This is a genomic window from Pseudomonas sp. LH1G9 (genome assembly GCF_002949975.1).
Taxonomy (GTDB): domain Bacteria; phylum Pseudomonadota; class Gammaproteobacteria; order Pseudomonadales; family Pseudomonadaceae; genus Aquipseudomonas; species Aquipseudomonas veronii.
In genome coordinates, this window is the sequence record NZ_CP026880.1 from 2,687,607 (window position 1) to 2,710,000 (window position 22,394).

General features: G+C 59.4%; 17 protein-coding genes and 2 pseudogenes. 6 read left to right on the forward strand and 13 right to left on the reverse strand.

The features are described from left to right. Position 1: 1 nt before the first annotated feature. From C5F70_RS31360 to C5F70_RS12295, 5 genes are all read right to left on the reverse strand, one after another. Positions 2-595 carry a DapH/DapD/GlmU-related protein gene (locus C5F70_RS31360; protein ID WP_288078433.1) on the reverse strand — a complete coding sequence of 198 codons (594 nt, stop codon included), beginning with the start codon at positions 593-595 and terminating at the stop codon, positions 2-4. Continuing rightward, the gene (locus C5F70_RS12280) at positions 585-1,886 is read right to left on the reverse strand and encodes a lipopolysaccharide biosynthesis protein (protein WP_104903420.1); all 1,302 of its coding nucleotides are present in this window, start codon (positions 1,884-1,886) and stop codon (positions 585-587) included. The genes C5F70_RS31360 and C5F70_RS12280 overlap by 11 nt, the downstream gene beginning before the upstream one ends. Before the next feature lie 8 nt (positions 1,887-1,894). Beyond that, positions 1,895-3,232 carry a UDP-glucose/GDP-mannose dehydrogenase family protein gene (locus C5F70_RS12285; RefSeq protein ID WP_104903421.1) on the reverse strand — a complete coding sequence of 446 codons (1,338 nt, stop codon included), beginning with the start codon at positions 3,230-3,232 and terminating at the stop codon, positions 1,895-1,897. A gap of 73 nt (positions 3,233-3,305) precedes the next feature. Beyond that, positions 3,306-5,528: a polysaccharide biosynthesis tyrosine autokinase gene (locus tag C5F70_RS12290; RefSeq protein ID WP_104903422.1), complete on the reverse strand. Its 2,223-nt coding sequence runs from the start codon at positions 5,526-5,528 to the stop codon at positions 3,306-3,308. Positions 5,529-5,748: 220 nt separating this feature from the next. Then, positions 5,749-6,189, reverse strand: a complete 441-nt coding sequence (locus C5F70_RS12295; RefSeq protein WP_173677819.1) for a low molecular weight protein-tyrosine-phosphatase — start codon at positions 6,187-6,189, stop codon at positions 5,749-5,751. A 243-nt stretch (positions 6,190-6,432) separates the two neighbouring features. Here C5F70_RS12295 and C5F70_RS12300 point away from each other — a divergent pair, with 243 nt between their 5' ends. Continuing rightward, positions 6,433-6,786 (forward strand): phosphomannomutase, encoded by a 354-nt coding sequence (locus C5F70_RS12300; RefSeq protein ID WP_232591609.1) that lies wholly within the window; start codon positions 6,433-6,435, stop codon positions 6,784-6,786. Here C5F70_RS12300 and C5F70_RS12305 read toward each other — a convergent pair. After that, the gene (locus tag C5F70_RS12305; RefSeq protein WP_046383843.1) at positions 6,773-7,393 is read right to left on the reverse strand and encodes a hypothetical protein; all 621 of its coding nucleotides are present in this window, start codon (positions 7,391-7,393) and stop codon (positions 6,773-6,775) included. The genes C5F70_RS12300 and C5F70_RS12305 overlap by 14 nt on opposite strands. 122 nt (positions 7,394-7,515) lie before the next feature. Beyond that, entirely contained in the window at positions 7,516-8,421 is a 906-nt protein-coding gene (locus tag C5F70_RS12310; protein WP_046383844.1) for a LysR family transcriptional regulator, read from the reverse strand. A 213-nt stretch (positions 8,422-8,634) separates the two neighbouring features. On the opposite strand from C5F70_RS12310, the gene C5F70_RS12315 reads away from it, so the two are divergent. Continuing rightward, positions 8,635-9,246 (forward strand): cysteine dioxygenase, encoded by a 612-nt coding sequence (locus C5F70_RS12315; protein WP_046383845.1) that lies wholly within the window; start codon positions 8,635-8,637, stop codon positions 9,244-9,246. Continuing rightward, on the forward strand, positions 9,243-10,826 hold the full coding sequence (locus C5F70_RS12320) for a rhodanese homology domain-containing protein (RefSeq protein WP_104903423.1): 1,584 nt from the start codon (positions 9,243-9,245) through the stop codon (positions 10,824-10,826). Before C5F70_RS12315 ends, C5F70_RS12320 begins: the two co-directional genes overlap by 4 nt. A 144-nt stretch (positions 10,827-10,970) precedes the next feature. Here the strand turns inward: C5F70_RS12320 and C5F70_RS12325 are convergent, their stop codons facing one another. From C5F70_RS12325 to C5F70_RS12340, 4 genes and pseudogenes are all read right to left on the reverse strand, one after another. Further along, a complete protein-coding gene (locus C5F70_RS12325) occupies positions 10,971-11,396 on the reverse strand; it encodes a DcrB-related protein (protein WP_046488501.1) in 426 nt (141 codons plus the stop codon). 803 nt (positions 11,397-12,199) lie between these two features. Then, positions 12,200-12,339 (reverse strand): annotated as a pseudogene (locus C5F70_RS31480) (RHS repeat-associated core domain-containing protein); the annotation flags it as partial. Between the two features lie 37 nt (positions 12,340-12,376). Continuing rightward, positions 12,377-12,838 carry a hypothetical protein gene (locus C5F70_RS12335; RefSeq protein ID WP_102618567.1) on the reverse strand — a complete coding sequence of 154 codons (462 nt, stop codon included), beginning with the start codon at positions 12,836-12,838 and terminating at the stop codon, positions 12,377-12,379. Further along, a pseudogene (locus tag C5F70_RS12340) lies at positions 12,839-17,236 on the reverse strand (RHS repeat-associated core domain-containing protein). Between the two features lie 286 nt (positions 17,237-17,522). Between C5F70_RS12340 and C5F70_RS12345 the strand changes: the two are divergent. The 3 genes from C5F70_RS12345 to C5F70_RS12355 all read left to right on the forward strand — a co-directional run bounded on the left by C5F70_RS12345 (position 17,523) and on the right by C5F70_RS12355 (position 21,099). Then, complete coding sequence (locus C5F70_RS12345; RefSeq protein ID WP_104903425.1) at positions 17,523-18,497, forward strand: ABC transporter substrate-binding protein; 975 nt, start codon at positions 17,523-17,525, stop codon at positions 18,495-18,497. 12 nt (positions 18,498-18,509) lie between these two features. After that, positions 18,510-19,859 (forward strand): LLM class flavin-dependent oxidoreductase, encoded by a 1,350-nt coding sequence (locus C5F70_RS12350; protein ID WP_104903426.1) that lies wholly within the window; start codon positions 18,510-18,512, stop codon positions 19,857-19,859. A 61-nt stretch (positions 19,860-19,920) separates the two neighbouring features. Next, positions 19,921-21,099, forward strand: a complete 1,179-nt coding sequence (locus tag C5F70_RS12355; RefSeq protein WP_104903427.1) for an acyl-CoA dehydrogenase family protein — start codon at positions 19,921-19,923, stop codon at positions 21,097-21,099. Between the two features lie 99 nt (positions 21,100-21,198). Here C5F70_RS12355 and C5F70_RS12360 read toward each other — a convergent pair whose 3' ends face one another. Next, positions 21,199-21,948 (reverse strand): energy transducer TonB, encoded by a 750-nt coding sequence (locus tag C5F70_RS12360; protein WP_104903428.1) that lies wholly within the window; start codon positions 21,946-21,948, stop codon positions 21,199-21,201. Continuing rightward, entirely contained in the window at positions 21,945-22,391 is a 447-nt protein-coding gene (gene tolR / locus C5F70_RS12365) for a protein TolR (protein WP_046383853.1), read from the reverse strand. The genes C5F70_RS12360 and tolR overlap by 4 nt, the downstream gene beginning before the upstream one ends. Between the last annotated feature and the right edge of the window lie 3 nt (positions 22,392-22,394).

Genomic DNA, 22,394 nt, shown 5'->3' on the forward strand with positions numbered 1-22,394 from the left:
CTTATTTACCCATCCAGGCTTCAACCACGGCACTCGACCTGACCGGGCTATAGGTGAACGCGCACTCGGCGCGACGTTTGATCGCGACCGCCGGGTTACCCGCGACGATCGTGAAAGGCGCTACATCGCGGGCAACGACACTGCCCGCACCGACCACGGCGCCTTCACCGATGGTCACCCCCGGCAAGATGATCGCGCCCGTGGCAATCCACGCGTAATCGCCAATCACCACCGGCGCGACCTTCAACCGCCAAGCGGGATCGTCCACGCCGTGCGTGCCCGTCAGGATTCGCACACCGTCATTGATCGCAACATGCCCGCCAACCTTCACGGGGGCGTGCAATTGGATAAACGTGCGCTTGCCGATAAAACTGCCCGCGCCGATGCTGAAACGGCCAACGGCGCCTTCAAACTCCGCATCGTTGATCATCACCAGCGCACCGATGGTCGCGCCCTGTCGGCGCAGCCGGCACTGGCGGTGGTTGGCCTGGAGCAATCGGCTGAGCAGCAGCGCACGCTTGGCCAGGTATTTCAACCCGGCGAGCTTGAACGGGCTCACCCTCAGCCGGTGCTGGAACAGGTAATTAATTAACACGGGCCATCCTCTGTTCAAGACGATAAAACCCGCGTTTGGCAAAGCAGAACAACACCCCTTCCGTGGCCACCAGCACATAACAGACACCCAGCAGTCCGAAGTCTTGAGCCAGGCAAAAAACCGCGAGCACACTGACCATCGACACCAACATGAACACCACTGCAAACGCCGAGTAGGAAGCGGTTGCCATCATGGCCACCCAGTACACCTGCCACGCCACATGCGTCAGTGCGCCGACAATCAGTACCAGCATGACGGTTGCCGAGTAATCCGCCTTTCTGCCCGACCAGACATCGAATATCGACCCGCCGAATACCACGATCAGCGCACCCATCACACAGGCAATGGGCAGTGAAAACCTCAGCGCATAACGAATCATTTTCCTGACCAACTGGTTGTCACCGACGGAGAATGCATAAGAGATTTCCGGCCAGATCGACTGATTCACCACCGTGGAAAACTGCACCAACACCCTTGAGATCGTTCGGTAAAGACCGAATATCGCGGCATGGGCCGGTGACAGCAGTATCGACAACAAAATCGTCAGCCCTTGAACATTCAGCGCCAGCCCGATCGGAAAGGCCAAAGACGCCAGCGAGGGTCTGATCAAGGTGATGAACGCCCGCTTCCCGACCACCGAAGGATCGAAGCGCAAGCTGATGCCCAGCCGGTCGGCCAGCAGATTCTTGACCACAATTCCGCTCGAACGGACGATCAACAGCGCCAGGCTGGTGGCAACCAGGCTATGGGTGAGATACGCGCACAGTAAGGCGGCCGACCATTCCAGCATCCTGATCACATTCATGATGAAGGACGACAAAGGCAGCGCCTTGGATGCGCGGTAACGTATCGAAACCATGTTGGTCAGCAGGCACAACAACGAATACCCAGTCAACGCCGAGAGGATCAACACCCCATCGCCGCTCCGGATGGACTTGAGATTGAGCAGGCTGAACAGGTCGAAAAACGCCAGAGAGCCAACAGCCAGCAATAACACGCTAACCCCCACCAACAGTAAAAACGCAAAGCTGGTGCTGTAGACCGCACTGGCAACCTTCAACCGGCCTCGCTCATGCCATATCACCACCTTGCTCGAGGCGGCGGTGGTAACCCCCAGGTCGGACAACGCCAGGTAGGTGGGGATCGCGGACAGCACGACCCATTCGCTGTAGGCGCCAAACCCCCAACTGGCGATCAGGACCGGGACACTCACCAGTTGGATCAGCAGATTGACCACCTGACCAAACGAGTTGGCGCCAATGCCGTTGACGACTCTTTTAAACACACTCATGGGAAGACCTATACCGTATTGAGAGGTCGCCCAATGGAAATGTACTCAATGCCTTTCTTCAGCACGCTGCCGGGGTCGAACAGGTTGCGTCCGTCAAAAATCAACGGCTGTTTGAGTTGCCGTTTGATCACGTTGAAATCCGGCGCCTTGAATGCCTGCCACTCGGTGACGATCATCAATGCATCCGCACCTTTGAGGGCTGCCTCCTGGGTGCCGCACAAGCGCAAGTCGTCGCGGTCGCCATAAATGCGCTGGGTTTCTTCCATGGCTTCCGGGTCATAGGCCTGCACCTTGGCGCCCGCGCGCCACAAGGCCTCCATCAGCACCCGGCTGGGTGCTTCGCGCATGTCATCGGTGTTGGGTTTGAAACTCAGCCCCCAGAGCGCAAAGGTCTTACCCGCCAGCTCGCCGTTGAAGCGACTGGAAAGCTTGTTGAACAGCGTCTGTTTCTGTTCGGCATTACGCCGTTCCACGGCCTTGAGCAGCGTGGCATCGAAGTCGATGCCGTCGGCGGTCTGGATCAACGCCTGGACATCTTTGGGGAAGCACGAGCCGCCGTAACCGACGCCCGCGTAAAGAAACTGATAGCCGATGCGCGGGTCGGAGCCGATCCCCTGGCGAACCATCTCGATATCGGCGCCCAAGCGCTCGGCCAGGTTGGCCATCTCGTTCATGAAACTGATCTTGGTGGCGAGCAGGCAGTTGGCTGCGTACTTCGTCAGCTCAGCGCTGCGTACATCCATCACGATGATTCGGTCGTGATTGCGATTGAACGGCGCGTACAGCTCGCGCATGACCGCTTCGGCCTGTGGACTGGCCGTGCCGATGACAATGCGGTCTGGCCGTGTGCAATCGGCAACCGCACAGCCTTCCTTGAGAAACTCCGGGTTGGACACCACCTCGAAGCTCAAATCGCTGCGGTCGCGCTGAGCCAGCATGGCCGCGATACGCGCGCAGACCTTATCGGCCGTGCCCACCGGGACGGTGGATTTGTCGATGATCGTCAGCGCCGCGTCCATATGCAGACCGATGGTTTCAGCCACCGCCAGCACGTACTTGAGGTCCGCGGAACCGTCTTCGTCGGGAGGCGTACCCACGGCGATAAACTGCACTTCGCCATGCTTGACCGCAGCCACGCCATCGGCGGTGAAGTTCAGGCGACCAGCAGCACGGTTATCCCTGACCAGGGCCTCCAGGCCAGGTTCATAGATCGGAATATGCCCCTGATTGAGACGTTCGACCTTCGAAACGTCGATGTCGATGCAAAGCACGTCGTGACCGACGTCAGCAAGTACCGCGGCCTGGACCAGGCCGACATAACCGATGCCAAAAACTGTAACTTTCATAGCGTTTCTCTTTGAACCTGCGGCCAGTGGTAAAAAGGCTGCTCGTTGGACGTCGATTGCCGGTAGCGCAAGATCAAACGCTGTCTGACTTGTAGTCGTAGTTGTAATAGCTGTAGGCGCCATAGCCGTATTTGGCGGATGAGCGTTTTTCGATGCCATTGAAAATCGCGCCTTTGAGCTCGATGCCACTTTGCTGATAGCGACGCATCGTCAACTCCACTTCACGCACGGAGTTCACCTCGAAGCGAGCCACGATCAGGTTGGTGCCCGACTGACGCCCTACGATGGTTGCGTCCGTCACCGCGAGAAACGGCGGGGTATCCAGAATCACCAGGTCATACAGCGCGCTGACCTGTTCGAGGAACGCGCTGAAATTGGCGTGCATCAATAATTCAGAGGGGTTCGGCGGCACTTGCCCTCGCCCGAGGAAGTGGAGGTTGTCCACGGCCGTGTGGTGGATGGCTGCCGTGAGTTCGCAGTTTTTGGCCAGCACGTCAGACAAGCCGTTTTCAACCGATACGCCGAAGACCTTGTGCAAGTAGCCTTTGCGCATGTCCACGTCGACCAACAACACCCGCTGCCCTGAATGGGCAACCACCGCCGCCAGGTTCGCCGAAACAAATGTCTTGCCGACCTGCGGGCTCGGCCCGGAGATCATCAGGCGATTGTTAGCGGCTTCCAGCATGGCGAAATGCAAGCTGGTACGCAGGCTGCGCAAGCCTTCGATCGCTGGGTCCGAGGGGTGAGTCATGGCCAACAGTCGTGCGCCACCGACCCGGTCTTTACGAAAGGTTTTTTGATCCAGCTCTTTTTGTATCGTGCTGAACGGGATCGCGGCATAGACCGGCAAGCCGAGCTTTTCCAGGTCATTCGGGTTGGTAACACCGCGGTTGAGCGCTTTGCGGAACATCACCAATGCGATCGCGATAAAGGCACCGAGCAGTGTCGCAATCACGATAATCAGCGCTTTCTGCGGCCTGACCGGGCTTCGCAAATCGACATCGGCGGTATCGATGAGCCGCACATTGCCCACGGTGCCGGCGCGCATCACGTCCAACTCTTGATACTTGTTCAGCAGCAGCGTGTAGATCTCGGTGCTGACCTTCAAATCGCGGGTCAGGCTCAGCAGTTCCTGCTGGGTGGTGGGCAGGCTCTCGACCTTCTTGGCCAACTCATTCTGGCGATCGGTCAGCTCTGCCAATTGAGTCAGTAACGCCCGGTACACGGGATGCTGAGGGGTGAACTTGCGCTCTATTTCCGCCTGCTGCATCTTGAGTTCGGAGATGCTGGCATCCAACGCGACGATCTGATCCAGGATGGCTTTCGCTTCCAGGCTGATATCGATGGTCTTGTTGCGGATCTGAAATTGATTCAACGCCGCTTCCGCCTGCTCGACATCCTTGCGCACTTGCGGCAACTGGCCCTTGAGAAACGCCAGGCTTTGCGCGGCTTCTGCCGAGGTGCGGTCAATGTTTTGCCGCACATAGATGCGTGCGACCTCATTGAGCACTTGAATCGCGTCGGCAGGTCGCGGGCTTTCCAGGGCCAGCCCGATAATCCCCGATTCCTTGCCGCGTTCAGCCACATCCAGCAATTTCTGATAGCGCAAAATGGTGCTCAGGCGCGGTGAACGGACCACGCTGAAAGTGGTGCCGGGGTTGGCCCGAAGCTGTTCGACACGCAGCTTGATGCCATTGCTGTCGTAGGCGCGCCCCACTTGGCCCTCAAGCAAAACAGCCTCGTCCTGGTCCGACAGCGTGAAGCTGCCGCCATTGCCGGCGGTCAACGTCAGCTCCTGGCCCAGCAGTTTGGTGGGAAGGCGCAGCTCGGAAAACTTCAGCTCCTCACCACCCCAGGCGAAGCTGCTCAACCCCAACCACGGTGCAGCCACTGCCTCCTGTTCGGTGGGCTTGAAACGACGGGCAACAAAGCCCCCCAGCAATGGAAAACGCTTGGGTTTGACGTCAAGGTCCAGGTTCAGGTTATCGACGGCGGTCCCGATGGTGATCCGCGAGCGGATGAGTTCGATTTCGGTCACCGTCGGCGATTCTTTACCGAGCAGGCTGCCGACATCCGAGAAGCCCAGCATGTCGCCCTTCTTCGGTTCGACCTGAACTAACGCGGTCGCTTGATAGATCGGCGGCGTCAATACCGAATAGGCCGCGCCAAGGGCCATAAAGGCAATACTGATTCCACCGATCAGCCATTTATGATCCAGTAGAGTACCCACCAGCGCCATAAAGTCTAAATCAGTGTCATCCGAATGGTGTGAAGTTACCGCAGTTGCTGATTGCATAAGTCAGTTCTTTTTCTTACAGATAGTCTAGGAATGGCACAGGGTGCAAGACGCCCGGCTCCATGCACGTACAACGGCTATACTCGACACACAAACGCTCACTAGAGCCTGACAACACAATTTTCTCAACACTTGACGCTCAATTCACGAGTCACTTTCCCAATATTCCAGTAGAGGGTTCAAGCGATCATGTCCGACCTTAAATAACATTCAAACAACCTCAACCCGCCAACAACTGCGCCCACGCACCCGTCGCTTCTTCAATCAAGCCATACGCTTGTAGAAATGCCGGTTTGCCTTGGCGGTAAGGGTCTTTGATTTCTCTATTGCACTGCCACTTGCCCAGCAGGAATACTTTACCCCGAGCCACCGGCGCGAGTTTGAGCACCTCCTCGATCTGCCACTGTTCCATCACAAGAATCAGGTCCGCTTCACTCACCGCCCCGCTCGTCAATTGCCGTGCCTGGTGGGGCTGAAAAGCATGCCCGTGTTCTTCCAGTACCCGCGAAGCCGTGGCTTCCAGCGGGTGTTGATGCAGCGCCGCCAACCCCGCCGAACTCACCTGTATATCACTGGAAGCAAGTGCGGCACGCAGTAAATTTTCCGCCATGGGGCTGCGACAAATATTGCCGACACACACAATCAAAATCTTATTAAACACCGCCATCTCCCACGCGCCGCAAAGTACTCATGAGCCAAAGCAAAGAATAAATAACATCAACGCCAGCCAATAGCACCCTGAAACAAGCCAGGCAATTATGTTCACAGGCAATAAGTTTCGACCATCTCTTCAGCCGGACAATAAATAACATAATCGCCTATTGACCGACTAAAAATAACATTCCCTTACTTTTGCGCCTCTTCATAATAAAGTGCCCACCGAGCACAGCAACGAGGCACGGCCATGAAAAGTTCAAAGTTACTGGTAGAGCGTATTGGCCTGTTCCCGTCTTCGGGAAACATTCATGTCAATGTCGACAACTCGACAACGGTGGTTGAGCGAATGCACATGTTATATGCCAGCAACTCTTTAGACTTCGACGAATCCGGTTCCGGGCTGTCCATGGTCTTCGCCGACTGGCGCTTCAAGTTGCAAGTCAGTAATGCCCTGTCCGTCTGCCTGTGCGTAGAGAGCCGTGGCGACCGCCATTTCATGCAAACCAAGACCGACGAGCTGCTGGCGAACATCTTCAGCACCGAGGGACGCCCATCAACCGGTATGCCCGTTCAAGACACGCCGCCACTCATTGCGCCTTGATCGGCCCGGAGCCGACGCGCCACGCGGGCTCCTGATGGGCGCGTGACGCCCCGGAGACGCTGACGGCGACATGGTTAAGCAGGTTCTCGGCGTTGTACTTGGGCACCAGCGCACTCAATAACACGACCACTGCCCCAGCGCCGATCAGCGATGGCGACACATTGACCTGCGCGACATCTATTCGCCACAAGAACGTCAGCGCGGCCACCGCGCCCAATAACCCGCCCGCCAGCGCCTCGTTCAGAGGGTGGATGTACGGCGCGACACAATAAGCACTGAACCAACCGGTGGCGATCAATCCGGCGAGCGCCGCGGGCCAGCGCAAGGCCGGGTTGAACTGGCGCGCCACCAAACTCATTGCCACGGTGACCACCAGGCATGTGTTCATGGCGTGGCCACTGAGCACGGCAATATCAAGGTGTTGAAACGAAACGCCCCAGCCCTTGAACAGCAACTTGCTGAACGCCACGATTGAATAAGTGCAAGCGACGGTGATGAGCCATCCCTTGAGCGCCCGCGGCGACGAATAGCGCAGCCACACAGCGATGACCAGCGCGGCCGGAATCATGACGGTAATACCGCCATAGTGTGCGAGTTCTTCGCGCATGAGTGACCCACCTGACCCAGCAATTTTCCGCGCCCATCAGACCTCAGGCCCAGGGAAAACACAACGTTATCTACGGTCAGGTTAAAGCCCTTGCCGCCCGCGCCCCTACACGCCCACAGGGGTCAAGCGGCGTTGCGGATCTTGTGCAAGGCGTCCGCCACCCACTTGCCGAACGCATCCACCGGCCCTTGCAGGTTACCGAGGAAGTGCGGGTAGATCAGCCACAGGTTCATCACCGGCTTGAAGTCCTTGAGCGGCATCACTGCCAGTTGCTCACGGTGGGCGCTACGCTCCAGCAACGGGCGCGGCACCAAGCCCAGTCCCAGGCCGTCCGCCACCAGGCCCAGTTGCAGCTCGGTGCCGAAGGTTTCCAGGTTCACCCGCAACGCCAGGCCCTGATCGGACAAGGTGCGTTGCAAGCCGGCACGGAAGCCGCAGCCGTCCGGGTTGAGGATCCAGCCGTTCTGGTACACATCGGCCAGCTTGCACGGTTTCTTCGGCAACTGTGCCTTGGCGCAGACCACCACCAACTCCATCTTGCCGATGGATTCCCCCACCACGTTGTCCGGGAAAATCTTGCCCGCCGGGAACAACGCCGCCGCCGCATCCAGCTCGCCGCGTTCGATCTTGCCGACCAATTGGCTGCCCCAGCCGGTGGCGACCTGGGCGCGCAGGTCAGGGTATTCGGTGCGCAGGTGCTTGAGCGCATCGAGCAGCACCACGTCGCCGATGGTTTGCGGCACACCGAGGCGCAACAGCCCGGTGGGCGGCGCATCGGTGGCCACCAGTTCGCGCAGGGCGTCCATCTCACGCAGGATCAGTCGGCACTGCTCATAGACGCGCGTGCCGATCAGCGTAGGCTTGAGGGGCTTGGTGTTGCGGTCGAACAGCTCCACGCCCAACGCCTGCTCGAAGTTCTGCACACGGCGGGTGATGGCCGGCTGGGTCAGTTGCAACGACTCGGCAGCATGGCTGATGGACTGGCACCGAATCACTTCGACAAAAGCATCGATATCGTCAATTTTCATTTGGGCCGCACATAGAAAACAGTCATTAAGATGTGTGCGAAGCATAGTTGCAGGCACGTTTTCTGGATAGCCCGGGCTGTGTTCGATAACGTCTAACACGATGCAGAGCGGTTCTAAATCACCTTCAGCTATAAGCTAATCATTAAAAAATAGCATATTAACTACAAACATTATGCTTAGATAAACCGATCAACAGTAGCCGATGGAAGTGTCATGACCCAGGCCAAGCACCCCGAAAGACTCAGGGCCTTCATAGGCGCCCTGGCGGAATTGATCGACGCTAATCCACGCGAAGGCGACCTGTTGCACCGTGGCGGCAAGCTGCTCGCGCAACTGGTCAGCCATGACGACTGGCTCCCCGACGAATACGCCCAACCCGACCCCGAGCGCTACCAGCAATTTTTGCTGCATGCCGATTCGCGCCAGCGCTTCAGCATCGTCAGTTTCGTATGGGGGCCGGGGCAAAGCACGCCGATTCATGACCATCGGGTCTGGGGCCTGATCGGCATGCTGCGCGGTTCGGAATTCTCCCAAGGCTTCGCGCGCGCCACCGACGGGCGCCTGGTCGCCGCGGGCCAGCCGATCCAACTGGTGCCGGGCCAGGTCGAGGCCGTGTCGCCCAAGGTCGGCGATATCCATCAGGTAAGCAATGCTCACCCCGATCAGGTGTCGATCAGCATTCATGTGTACGGCGCCAATATCGGTGCCGTGCGCCGCGCGGTGTACCAGCCTGACGGCAGCGAGAAGCTGTTTATCTCCGGTTATTCCAACGCCTTTCTCCCGAACATCTGGGACTTGTCCAAAGAAAAGAGCCCTGCCCTATGAGCACCGTATCGCACCGCAGCTTTGCCCAGATTCGCCAGGCTCTGTTGGACCGCGAAGAAGTCGCCCTGGTGGACGTGCGCGAAGAAGCGCCGTTTGCCGAATCCCACCCGCTGTTCGCCGCGAACATCCCGCTGTCCAAGCTGGAACTGGAGGTGTACTCGCGCATCCCGCGGCGCAATACCCAGGTGACGGTCTACGACAACGGCGAAGGGCTCGCCAGCCGCGCCGCCGAACGCCTGGTTGCGCTGGGCTACACCGCAGTCAGCCTGTTGGAGGGCGGCCTGGACGGTTGGCGCAACGCCGGTGGCGAGCTGTTTATCGACGTCAACGTGCCGAGCAAGGCCTTCGGCGAGCTGGTGGAGAGTGAGCGCCACACGCCGTCCCTGGCTGCCGAAGAGGTGCAGGCCCTGCTCGACAGCCAGGCCGATGTGGTGGTGCTCGACGCCCGCCGCTTCGACGAATACCAGACCATGAGCATCCCCACCGGCATCAGCGTGCCCGGCGCCGAGCTGTTGTTGCGCGCCCGTGAGCTGGCGCCCGACCCGGCCACCCGCATCATCGTCAACTGCGCCGGACGCACCCGCAGCATTATCGGCACCCAGTCGCTGATCAATGCCGGCGTAGCCAACCCCGTGTCGGCCCTGCGCAATGGCACCATCGGCTGGACCCTGGCCGGGCAGACACTCGCCCACGACCAGTCGCGCCGCTTTGCGCCGACCGGCGAAGCCCACCGCCAACTCGCCGCCCAGGATGCACGCCGAGTGGCCGACCGCGCCCGCGTCGGCCGCGCAAGCCTGGCCGACCTGCAACGCTGGCAACAGGACACGACGCGCACCACCTACCTGTTCGATGTACGCACCCCGGAAGAATTCGACACCGGCCACCTGCCCGGCGCCCGTTCCACCCCGGGCGGCCAACTGGTCCAGGAAACCGACCATGTCGCCAGCGTGCGCGGTGCGCGATTGGTGCTGGCCGATGACGATGGCGTGCGGGCGAATATGTCTGCGTCCTGGCTGGCCCAACTGGGCTGGGAAGTGCATGTGCTGGATGACCTGCAACCGGCACACTTCAGTGAAACCGGCGCCTGGGTCGCCCCGGTGCCCGCCGCGCCCCAGGCCGAACTGATCAGCCCGCAAACCCTGGCCGAGTGGCAGGCCCATGGCGACACCGTGGTGCTGGACTTCACCGCCAGCGCCAACTACGTCAAGCGCCACATCCCCGGCGCCTGGTGGGCCCTGCGCGCGCAACTGCCGCAAGCTCTGGCCAAGGTGCCGAACGCCGAGCGCTACGTCCTGACCTGCGGCAGCAGCCAACTGGCGCGCCTGGCCGTGGCCGAAGTCGAAGCCCTCACCGGCAAACACGTGTTCCTGCTGCAAGACGGCACCGCCGGCTGGATCGCCGCCCAACTGCCGCTGGAAGCAGGTGAAACCCGCCTGGCCTCGCCGCGCATCGACCGCTACCGCCGGCCGTATGAAGGCACCGACAATCCCAAGGAAGCCATGCAGGCCTATCTGGATTGGGAGTTTGGGCTGGTGGAGCAATTGGCTCGGGATGGGACACATGGGTTTTATGTGATCTGAGTCTGCCATCAGCGCGGGCTACGCTGGCTGCGTGTGCATAGGCAGACGCGGCCGCATTCGAAATCGCTGATGACGCGCCGTCGACGTTGATGTCCGGGCGAGCCGCCAAATGTGCGTCGACATGGAAGAACGGCTTGTAGGTTGTTAGTTAAGCACCAGTGTGTTTTTCAGGCCCGTCCACTGCGCGTTTTCGAGATCGCCCATGGGCTGGGCCTTGATGTAACTCAGGGCAAGCAGTTGGCGAGTGCCAGGTACGATCAGCCCTAACTGATACTGATAAATGCGTTCGCCACCTCTGCTGAACTGGTTGTGGACCTCGAGGGCGTCAACATCTTGCCTGGCACCGACGCGAACATTTTGCAGTGGTTGGTAGCGTAGTTCCTGAACCTGCTGCTCAAGCTTTTTCAGTTGCTCTGTAAAGTTACTGCGCAGGGTTTCTCCATCAGCGAGCACGGCACGGGTGATGATCAATGAAGTGCTCAGGTCGGCGAATTTCAGAATGTTGATGGATGAGTCTTGGACATCATCAGTGGGCAGCGTGAATTGCAGTTCGTTGAGTCGATAGGTCATGGTGGGTTGCTCTGCCTGTCAGTAGTAGATTGGCTTGGGCGATATCGAGTTGGCAGTAATATCAATTCGGATTTTTATGATGCACGTCAAAGCCATCAGGGACTTGGCCTTTTGTCATTCTATCTACCTCTGCCCGGCCATGTTTTTTAAGCAATTTTGGATCTTTTGCCACTTTCTTCAGATACTTTTCCTTAGCTCCGCCTTTTTTCCAAGGTTGGCACGCATCTTCTTGATTTCACTTTTCGTTCTCTTCTGATAGCAGGTTTCAAGACCCCAGGGGTCAATCCACATGAATGGATTAGGTGTGTACTGATGGATATTGAGTCTAAAAATCATACACCTGATACGCAGCAACAAACCCGTTGTCGATGGTGAACGAATTGGGGCTGTTATGGGTTTTGTACTTATCTGACAGACGTGCTTGTACTTGTGCAATGCTTTCTCCAATGGTTATTCCACCGTTCGAAACTTTTGATACCATTGCGTTAGTCAAATTCATAACCACCTCTATTTCGGAGCGTTCACTAATGCCCTGCCTAAAAAAACTGGGCTATCGACAATTTTTTCGTATTTTACAAAATCTGTTGGGGCTACGCGTCCTTGGACTTCCCCATTTCGGTACACCTTACAATACCCGGATGGTAGTCCGGGACATCTTTGTTTCCGGATTTTGTGATCCTAGTAAACTGCGTCTGCTGAGTCTTGTTGGTGTTAAAATTTGTGATACTTTTGGTATAGCCTTTTTTCAATAACGACATTTCAACTTGCTGAGGCGTTTTGCCGAAAAGCTTGCTCGCCCACTTTTTAGAAATGTTTTTCCCTCCATTAAGGGCTTTAATGCAAGTTAACCCGAGAGGGTCTACCCATTCAATCGGGTTAGGCGCGAATTGGTATAGATTTAGCCCCCCGCCAAGCCAATCGGATCCGGCGTCGTAAACCGCCCCCTAGAAGTCGATAATTTACCTGGCAGATCGTACACACTATTTTACCCATGAGGAAAAATCAGAAATATAGATTTCATCTAATTTTAGATTTGCGGGGATATCTTGAATACTGTCGGCAATTTCATCGAAAGGTGAAGGTATTACGTATGAAATACCGAAGTCGTCCTCTAGGATGAGGGAGCCATTGAAAATGCGTTGTCTTTTTGATAGCTCAGCTATTTCATAAAAAAACATGCCAGTCCTGAATGTTTTCCGGTACGTACCCTTGTAGTTCTTATTGCAACCCAGCGAACATATAGCACCGTCAGCCTTGGTAGTAATAGTTATTGTATTATCCACCCAATAAGCCGTCCTGATTTCGCTATCAGGCAAAGTATAGTTTTTAACTACGACCTCATGGTACTCATACAGCTCTTTAAGGTAAATAGAAACATTGCTATCGAGTACAATGTTTGCGAGAGACTCCCCGGATTTTATTTCAGCATTGAAGTCAATCATTTATAAACTCCCGTTCATTAGTGCGCCATCGACATAGACTGGAGAATCTTTGATTAAATCGTAATTTTTAAATCCCCCGTGACCGATTCGGCCAAAAACCACATCTTCCCCCGATTTATTTACTTTATAAATCTTCCAGTAGTCGTTACCGTGAATATTTTTTTGGCTTTTATTTCCACCCGGGTGATAATCCAGCTTATATATGGACCCGGATTTTGTAGTTCGAGAAAATTGAACGTGCTGAATGGCATCAGGTCTGCCAGCTTGAGGATAACTTTTAGTCCAGCCACGAGTGCTTAGATAGCCATCAAGGTCAGCAGATTTCTTGCCTGTCAACTTATCAATCCAGCGTTTGGCTATCGTAGATTTCCTGGAAAAACCCTTCGATGAGCCACAGTTTAATCCTATAGGGTCGACATATCCAAAAGGGTTTGGTGCATATACGTATAAGTTAACCCCACCCATCAACCCAATCGGATCAGGCGTCGTAAACCGCCCCACATCGGGATCATAAAACCTGAACGTATTGAAATGCAGCCCCGTCTCCCGATCCAGATACTGCCCCTGAAACCGCAGGTTCTGTTCTTCGATGTAATAAGGCTCACGCACCTCCTCCAGCGTATTGCCCCACACCCGATAAGTCGCGCGCCAGACGTTATGCCCGTCGCCTTCGGTCAATTGTTCCGGCAAGCCGTTGAGGTCGTTGTGGTAGTAGCGGATTTTTTGCAGCGGGCCGATGCCGTCGACTCGCGCTAAGGGTTCGTAGCCTTCGTCTGCGTAGACGTAAAGGCTGGTCTGGCTGTGTTTATGCTCCTGCAACAGACGCAGGCCATCCCAGGTGAATCGGGTTTCTCCCAGCGCATAACCCCGGCTGTCGTGTTCGGTTTTAGTTATGCGTCGACCGAGCGGGTCGTAGGTCATGTTCACGACCGTTTCTCGCCCGTTTTTCTGGCTGCGTACTTCTATCAGCCGACTTTCGGCGTCGTAGGCAAAATGCTGCACACCTCGCGCAGCGCTGCGCTTTTCGATCATTCGGCCAAAGCCGTCGTAACGGTAACGCTTGTCCTGATAGGTCAGCAATCGGTTATGGCGCACCAAGCCGCCAGAGGTTTGCGGGCCGTCGAGCAGGTTGGCGGCGGCGTCGTAGGCGAAGGTTTCGCGCTGGCCGTGCAGGTTGTCCTGGCTGGCGATGATGCGGCCGGTGGCGTCGTAGTGCAGCAGTTGGCGATGTTGCGCTACGGGTTGCTGGTCGAGTTTGCCGATCAGGTTGTCGGCGGGGTCGTACTCGAAGTGTTTTTGTGTGGCCGCCGGCATCAACGAGGGCTGGCTGGCGTGGCGGCGCTGGCGTGCGCGCAGGCGGCCGCTGCGGTCGTATTCGCTGCGGGTGCTGAGTTGGCCTTGGGTGCGCAGCACTTCGCGGTGCAGGCGGTCGCGCTCGAAGTCGCTGATGACCTGGCCGTCGAGGTTGATCTGGTGCAGGTGGCCGCTGCCGTAGTACAGGCGATTGAGCCAGCGGCCGTCCGGTAGTTGCGTCTGGATCAGGTTGCCGAGTTCGTCGTAGTGGTGGTGCAGATTGCCCGCCGAACTCTGTTCGGCAAGCAACTGGCCAAGGACGTCGTAAGCGAAACCAAGAGCCTGGGTATTGCCCTGCAAGTCGGTGAAGGTGACGGCGGTTAGCTGGTCCACCGCATCGTAGCTGTAGTCGGTGCGGCCATCGTCGGTGGTCTTGGCAATCAACCGCCCAACCGCATCGCGCTCCAGCCGATGAATGATGGGGGCCGGTGGCTCCTCGGGAACTATCGCCAAGTCATTGCCATAAGTCGCCGCAACGGCGCTCACCGCCGTGATGTTATCCAGCAGGTCATAGGTGTAGCGCTTGGCGCTGCCGTCGAGGTCTTGTTGTTGGGTCAGCCGATCCCCGGCATCCCACGCGAACCGATAGCTTTCGCCGTTCTCGTTGACCAGCGCTTGCAGCCGCCCGTAGCTGTCATACCCGAATTGCACCTGTCGTCCATGGGCGTCGGTGCGCTGGCGTACCTGGCCGCGACGGTTGTGCTGGTAGAGCGTGGTGTGACCGGCGGGGTCGGTATAGCCCACCAACTGACCGCTGGCATCGCGCTGATACTGCTCGGTGCGCCCGTCCGGCAGTTGGCTGCTGAGCAAGCGTCCTTGAGCGTTGTAGCCAAATTGAGTGCGTTCGCCGAGGGCGTCGGTGATGACCTGCAAATAGCCTCGCTCGTCGTAGCGAAAGCGCGTGGGGTAGCCCGAGCAATCGACATGCTCGACCAGTTGCCCGAACGGGTTCCAGCGCAGCTTTTTACTTTTGCCGGTGGCGTCGATGATTTCCACTGCTTGGCCAAAGCGGTCGTATCGATAGCGCGTTGTCTGACCAAGGGGATCGATTTCGCTGACGCAGTTGCCGCGCGGGTCGTACCGGTATTGCCAAACCTGTCCGGCTGCATCGGTTTCCACCAACGGCAGCGACCAATGCTCCAGCCACACGGTGGATTCGATCCGCCCCAGCGGATCTTGCGTCTCGCACAGGTTGCCGGACTCGTCGTAACCGAACGTCCACTGACCGCCCTGAGGGGCGGTGGCGCCGAGCAACTGGCGCTGGTCATTCCAGTCGAATTGCCAGGTTTGACCGAGGTTGTCGGTGTACTCGGTGATCTGGTACTGGGCATTCCACCGACGGGTGCTGACCCGTTGCAAGCCATCGGTAATCCGCGTGGTTCCGGCGTGTAGGTCCTAGTCGAACTGGTAGTCGTCGCCTTCGTCGGTCCAGTGTCGGACTACGCGCCATTCGGCGTCGTCCACACAGGCCCATTGGTAATAGCAACGCAGTCCGGTGGGCCGTTGGTGCTCGACCATGCGCTGGCCGCTGTCGTAGGCAAAGCGGCGCTGCACATGCCCGGCAGCATCGCGAACTTCGGCCAGGTCGCCAGCGGCATCGTAGTGATAGCTGGCTAACACTTCGCGGCTTTGATCCGGGAACAGCCGTTCGATCTGTTCCACGCGCCCGGTCCATTGACGGCTGTAGCCCAGTTCAATTCGTACATCATTGAAGGAATCGCGTAATTGGCTCAGGCGACCTTGGGCGTCGTAGTCGAGGAGGATGCGGTTGTCATTGCGGTCCCCCAACTGGCTCAGCCGCAGGTGCAACGGGTTGCCTGGCGCCGGCTCAAACAACCTGTAGAGCCCATCGACGCTCTCGATCAGCACCTGCCCGTTGGCATGGCGCCGCACGCTCAGGCCTTCGCCTGCGCTGAACACCGCACCGCCCAGGGGGATGACGCCCATGTCAATCTGCCGGGCCTGCTCGTCGGTGTAGATCAGGCGCTCGCCGCACTCAGCAAGCCCCTGCATTTCGACGAAAACCTCGTAGATCACACTCCAACCGGCGCCGAACAGGCCATCGCGGCGTTCGTCCCGACTGCTGTAGTAGCGCTGCCACTCGATCGGCAACAGGCCAGGCAGGGTGAAGTCCAAGTCGTCTTCACCGTCGAGAATTTTCGCGCCCGTGGCACTGTGTACCGGGTTGGGCGAACCGGCGACCGCCGAGGTAATGGCATTGCTCACCTGGCTGCTGCCCCACGACACCAGCCCGCTCACCGCCATGCACGGCAGCTTGCTGAAAAACTTCGCGCCACCGCCGCGCAAGGTCAGCAGCGCCGTCACCGCCAGCCCGACACCGGGCGTCTTGCCGCTGCGGATTTCGCGGACGACGACCGGGGCGCCGCCGATGATTACATTCGGCGAAACCTGCGCCGTCCCAACCTTGGCCTCGCAGGTGCTGCGATCCCCACTGCGCACGGCGGGCTGGCCGTTGATAAATACGCGACTGGAACCCTCGGCCATGTACTGCTCTGGCATCGGCGGGTGTTTATCGCAGTCGACTTTATCGCCAGGACAAGGCACGGCGCCCAAGGCTGGCGTAGCGACTGTCGGGCGCCATAGCTGAGAGAAAAAGCCTTCAGCGATATCCAGATAAGTAGGCTCACCCTCTGGCGCCGCGATTACATCCGAGATCTTGCCAGCCGCCCGCGCCGCGGGTTTGCCGTTGATGAATACGTTGGGCGAACCGCTGCTGATGAAGGCGTCGATGACGGGAGGAAACAGGGCATTGGCAAAATACTCACATAATCGTGAAAGGCCTTTATCCGCGCCGGATTTGCTCATGCCGACGCCGACCACCGCACCCACCACGGCGCCGAGTACAACGCAGCCGAGGCCGCCAGTCGCCACGGTGACACCCGCCGCCGCAACCACCGCCGCTGTCGCCAATGCGGTCACGGCCACATTGGCGGCAATCTCCAGGACGCCGCCTAACACGTCGGCCAGCATGGAACTGTGCAGAAGCGCATCGCCCTCGCGGGCAGCCCAAGGCGTGTCAGTCATGCGCAACGATCCGTGTTTGAAAAAGACCCGGATCAAATCACGCGGTGGTTGCCTTGCTCAGGTGAGACTTTCCGATGCGCTCGTAGGAATACTCCGAATCAGCAGCCAAACTAAATGCATCAAAGGAATAATCATAAACCAGATAATCAGTTATTTTAATAATTACCATATAACCAAAAAGAACTTCACAGCAGGTTTTTATGGGGATAACGTTAACCCCTCACCGACCCCTTCTCCAGGCGGAGGTAGCCGAACCCTTTCTTGATCTGCCTGGAGCCTGTATCCCATGGTCTTTGCCTTCCCGTTCAAACGCCTGCTCCTGGGCACCGCACTGGCCTTCGGCCTGAGCACCGGCGCCCATGCCGCCGACCTGCAACCGCTGCGGGTGGCCAATCAGAAATCGACGATCAAGGCGCTGCTGGAAGTCTCCGGCGAAGCCAAGAATGTGCCCTATGAAATCCAGTGGGCGGAATTCCCGTCCGCCTCGCCGCTGGGTGAAGCCTTGAATGCCGGCGCCGTGGATATCGGTGCGTTGGGCGATGCACCGTATGTGTTCGCCCTCGGTGCCGGTGCGGCGCTCAAGGTGGTCAGCATCATCCACGCCGACGGGCGTAGCACCACCGCCCTGCTGGTGCCGAAGGACTCACCCATCAAGACCGTGGCGGACCTCAAAGGCAAGCGCATCGTGACAGGCCGAGGCTCCATCGGGCATTACCTGGCGATCAAGGCCCTGGCCAGCGCCGGCCTGACCACCCAGGACGTGCAGTTCATTTTCCTGCTGCCCAGCGAATCGCGCCTGGTGCTGGACAATGGCAGCGCCGATGCCTGGTCGACCTGGGACCCCTACACCACTGTGGTCACCTCACAAAGCCAGGCGCGGATCGTGGCCAGCGGCAACACGCTGTTGAGCAACCACCTGTACCTCGCGGCAACCAGCCAGGCCATCAGCGAAAAACGCGCGCAGCTCGACGACTTTGTCGCACGCGTCGACCGCGCCTACGCCTGGGCCAATACGCACCCCAACGAGTACGCCGCCGCCCAGAGCAAAATCACCGGGCTGCCGCTGGCTGTGCATGTGGCCGTGGCCAAAGAAACCCACCTGACCCCGGTGCTGATTGACGACGCCGTGATCAGCGGCCTGCAAGCGACCGCCGACACCTACCAACAAGAAGGCCTGCTGCCCCGGCACATCGACGTGTCGCTGGGTTTCGACAAGAGCTTTAACGCCAAGCGTGCCCCCCAAAACCAAGCATCGCGTTAACAGGAGCAGAACATGAGCAAGCCACGTCAATTGAAACTCGGTGCCATGGTCCACGGTGTCGGCCACGGCTGGGGCGAATGGCGCCACCCACAGGCGCAACCGAATGCCAGTACGAATTTTGCGTTCTACAAACAGCAGACTGAACTGGCCGAAACCGCCAAGTTCGACTTCGTGTTCATCGCCGACAGCCTGCACATCCATGCCAAATCCAGCCCGCATTACCTCAACCGGTTCGAACCGCTGACCATCCTCTCGGCCCTGGCCGCGTTGACCACGCACATCGGTCTGGTCGCCACCGTCACCGTCAGCTACACCGAGCCCTACCAGGTCGCGCGCCAGTTCGCCTCGCTGGACCACATCAGCGGCGGCCGCGCCGGTTGGAACGTGGTCACCTCGTGGCTGAGCGGCACCGCCGACAACTTCGGCAAGGCCGAGCACCCGCCACATGCGGTGCGCTACCGCATCGCCAGGGAACACCTGAATGTGGTCAAGGGGTTGTGGGACTCCTGGGAGGACGACGCCTTTACCTACAACAAGCAAAGCGGTGAGTTCTTCACCCCGCACAAGCTGCACACGCTGAATCACCAGGGCGAGTTTTTCTCGGTGAAAGGCCCACTCAACATCGCCCGTTCGCGCCAGGGCCAGCCGGCGATTTTCCAGGCGGGCACCTCGGAGGACGGGCGCAACTTCGCCGCCGAGCATGCTGATGCGATCTTTGTGCATGTCGACAGCATCGAAGATGGCCTGGCCTACACCCAAGACCTCAAACGCCGCGCCACAGGCTTCGGCCGCGACGCCGACAGCCTGTCGATCCTGCCGGGTATCCGCCCGATTGTCGGCCGCGACGCCGCCGAAGTGGAACGCCGCTATCAGCAGGCAGTGGACCTGGTGACCGTGGAAGATGCGATTGTCGCCCTCGGTCGCCCGTTCAACGACCACGACTTCAGCCAGTACCCGCTGGACGAACCGTTCCCCGAGCTGGGCGAGCTGGGTTCCAACAGCCAGAAAGGCGGCTCCGACCACATCAAGCAACTGGCCCGGGACAAAGGCCTGACCCTGCGCGAAGTGGCCTTGCATTTCTCGCGGCCCAAGCGTGATTTTGTCGGCACCCCGGAGCACGTCGCCGATACGATCCAGACCTGGTTCGAGACCGGCGCCAGCGATGGTTTCATCGTCAATTCGGTGCTGCCCGATGGCTTGCAATACTTCACCGAACGGGTGGTGCCATTGCTGCAACAGCGCGGCCTGTTCCGCAGCGAATACAGCGGCCAGACCCTGCGCGACAACCTCGGCCTGCACGTACCGGCCAACCGCTACAGCGTCGCCGCCGAGGTCGAAGCACAGCAGGAGGCATTGGCATGAGCGAATCCTTCCACAACGGGGAGCCAGCCCGCGCCCCGATTTCTGACCGAGTCCATGCATCATGACGTCATCCTCGCCACCGTCCTTGCGCGCCGTGGAAGTCGCCAACTTCGACGCCCTGCTCGACCGTCTCAGCGCCGAACTGGCCGGCAGCGCTCAGCTTTTCGACGAGAGCGGCGCCTTCCCCCACGCCAACTTCAAACGGCTGCATGAACACGGCCTGCTCGCCCTCACCGTGCCCAAGGCCCTCGGTGGCGGCGGCGCCAGCCTGGCCCAGGCACGCAAAGCCATCAGCGCGATTGCCAAGGGCGAACCCTCTACCGCGCTGATCCTGGTGATGCAGTACCTGCAACACACGCGCCTGCAAGACAGCAAAACCTGGCCCGCGCACCTGCGTGTAAAAGTCGCCGAAGACGCGGTACGCCACGGTGCGTTGATCAACGCGCTGCGCGTCGAGCCGGACCTCGGCACCCCCGCCCGCGGCGGCCTGCCGGCGACCACCGCAGTGCGCAGCCCTGAAGGCTGGCGCATCAGCGGGCGCAAGCTCTACTCCACCGGCAGCCACGGCCTGAGCTGGTTCAGCGTGTGGGCGCGCAGTGACGATGCCGACCCGCTGGTAGGCGCCTGGCTGGTCCCCAAAAACAGCCCCGGCATAAGCATCATCGACAGCTGGGACCACCTGGGCATGCGCGCTACCTGTAGCCATGACGTGGTGTTCGACAACGTGCTGGTGCCGCTCGACCACGCCGTCAGCGTCAGCCCCTGGAGCGCACCGCAGCCGGAACTGGATGCCGAGGGGTTGCTGTGGATGTCAGTGCTGCTGTCGTCGGTGTATGACGCCGTGGCCCAGGCCGCGCGCGATTGGCTGGTGAACTGGCTGCAAACGCGCCAGCCGTCCAACCTCGGCGCCGCGCTGGCGACATTGCCGCGTTTCCAGGAAACCGTCGGGCATATCGACACCCTGCTGTTTGCCAACCGCAGCCTGCTCGACGCCGCCGCCGAAGGGCATACCCCGGCCGGCAATGCGGCGCAGTTGAAGTACCTGGTGACCGGCAACGCGATCCGCGCCGTGGAGCTGGCGATCGAAGCCTCGGGCAACCCCGGCCTGTCCCGCCACAGCCCGCTGCAGCGCCACTACCGCGACGTGTTGTGCAGCCGCGTCCACACCCCGCAGAACGATGCCGTGCTGCAAGGCGTCGGCAAGGCGGCCTTCGCCCAACGGCAGAAGGAACGCACATGAGCAAGGGCACCACTCTGAGCATCCTCGTCTGAGGTGCGCTCGGCCAACGCCTGACTCGGTTAAAAAATGTGGCTGGGGCCTTGTGTCGGCTGGCCAATCTCATTTGATGCGGTAGTGAAAGGTATTGCGCACCGCCGGCACCGCTACCGCCTTGCCGTCAACGATCCTCGGCTGGTAGCGGAAGGTATTCGCCGCCGCCAATGAAGGCCGGATAAACAGCGGATGACAGCCGTCCAGCACCTTGGGGTTTTCCACGCGGCCCAGGGAGTTGACGGTGTACTCCACCGAGCAATCGCCTTCGATGTTTTTGTCCAGGGCGCGTTCGGGGTACTGCGGTGCTTCTTTGCTCAGCGGCAAGTATTGGCGACTGTCGAACGCCGGGGCTGGAGCAGGTGTGGCAACCCGCGCGGTTTCAGCGGCCAGCCGCGCCTGGTTCAGCCGTTGTTGCTCCAGCTCGCGGTTGTGCTGTTCGGTGGCCTGACGTTCCTGTTGCTGTTCAAGGCGCTTTTGCTCGACGCGCTTACGCGCCAGGGCCGCTTTCTCCAGTTTTTGCGCCTGGATCTGCGGGTCGAGGGTGGGTTTCACCGGCGTCGGCACCGCCACCGCCAGCGCTTCAGGCAGCGGTTCAGGCACGGGGGCCGCAGCCGGCGGCAGCATCACCAGTTGCGTATGCATCACCTGCGGCGCTTGCACCATCGGCTTCTGCGGTGACCAGCTCAGCATCAGCCCGGCCACTACGCCCACATGCAGCGCAACGGCCAGGCTCGCCGCCAAGCCTTTGCGCCACCACCCGCTGCAATCCCGAGGCGCCATCACCAGGCTCGGACTGTGCATGATCATCGCCGTCATTGCGGGGCCTCGGTCACCAGCCCCAGGTGGCTGACGCCGCCCTTTTGCAACACCGCCATCGCCGCGACCACCCGCCCATACCCGGCGTCTTCGTCAGCGCGGATATAGACCTGGGTGTCACTGCGCGCCGCCACCACTTGCATGACCTTTGCGCCCATGTCCTCCAGGCTCACGGCGCTGTCGGTCTGGTGCTGCGTGTCCAGCTCGTCGCCGAGGTTCCAGTAGTAACTGCCGTCGGCCTTTACCGACAACGTGAGGATCTGCTGGCGGGTGTCGGTGGCCAGCGCCTCGGCGGCGACCTTGGGCAGGTCGATCTTCACGCCCTGGGTCAGCATCGGTGCGGTGACCATAAAGATCACCAGCAGCACCAGCATCACATCGATATACGGCACCACGTTCATCTCGGCCTTGGGCCCGTGCTTGCGTTGCGGCCTGGTTAACATGGG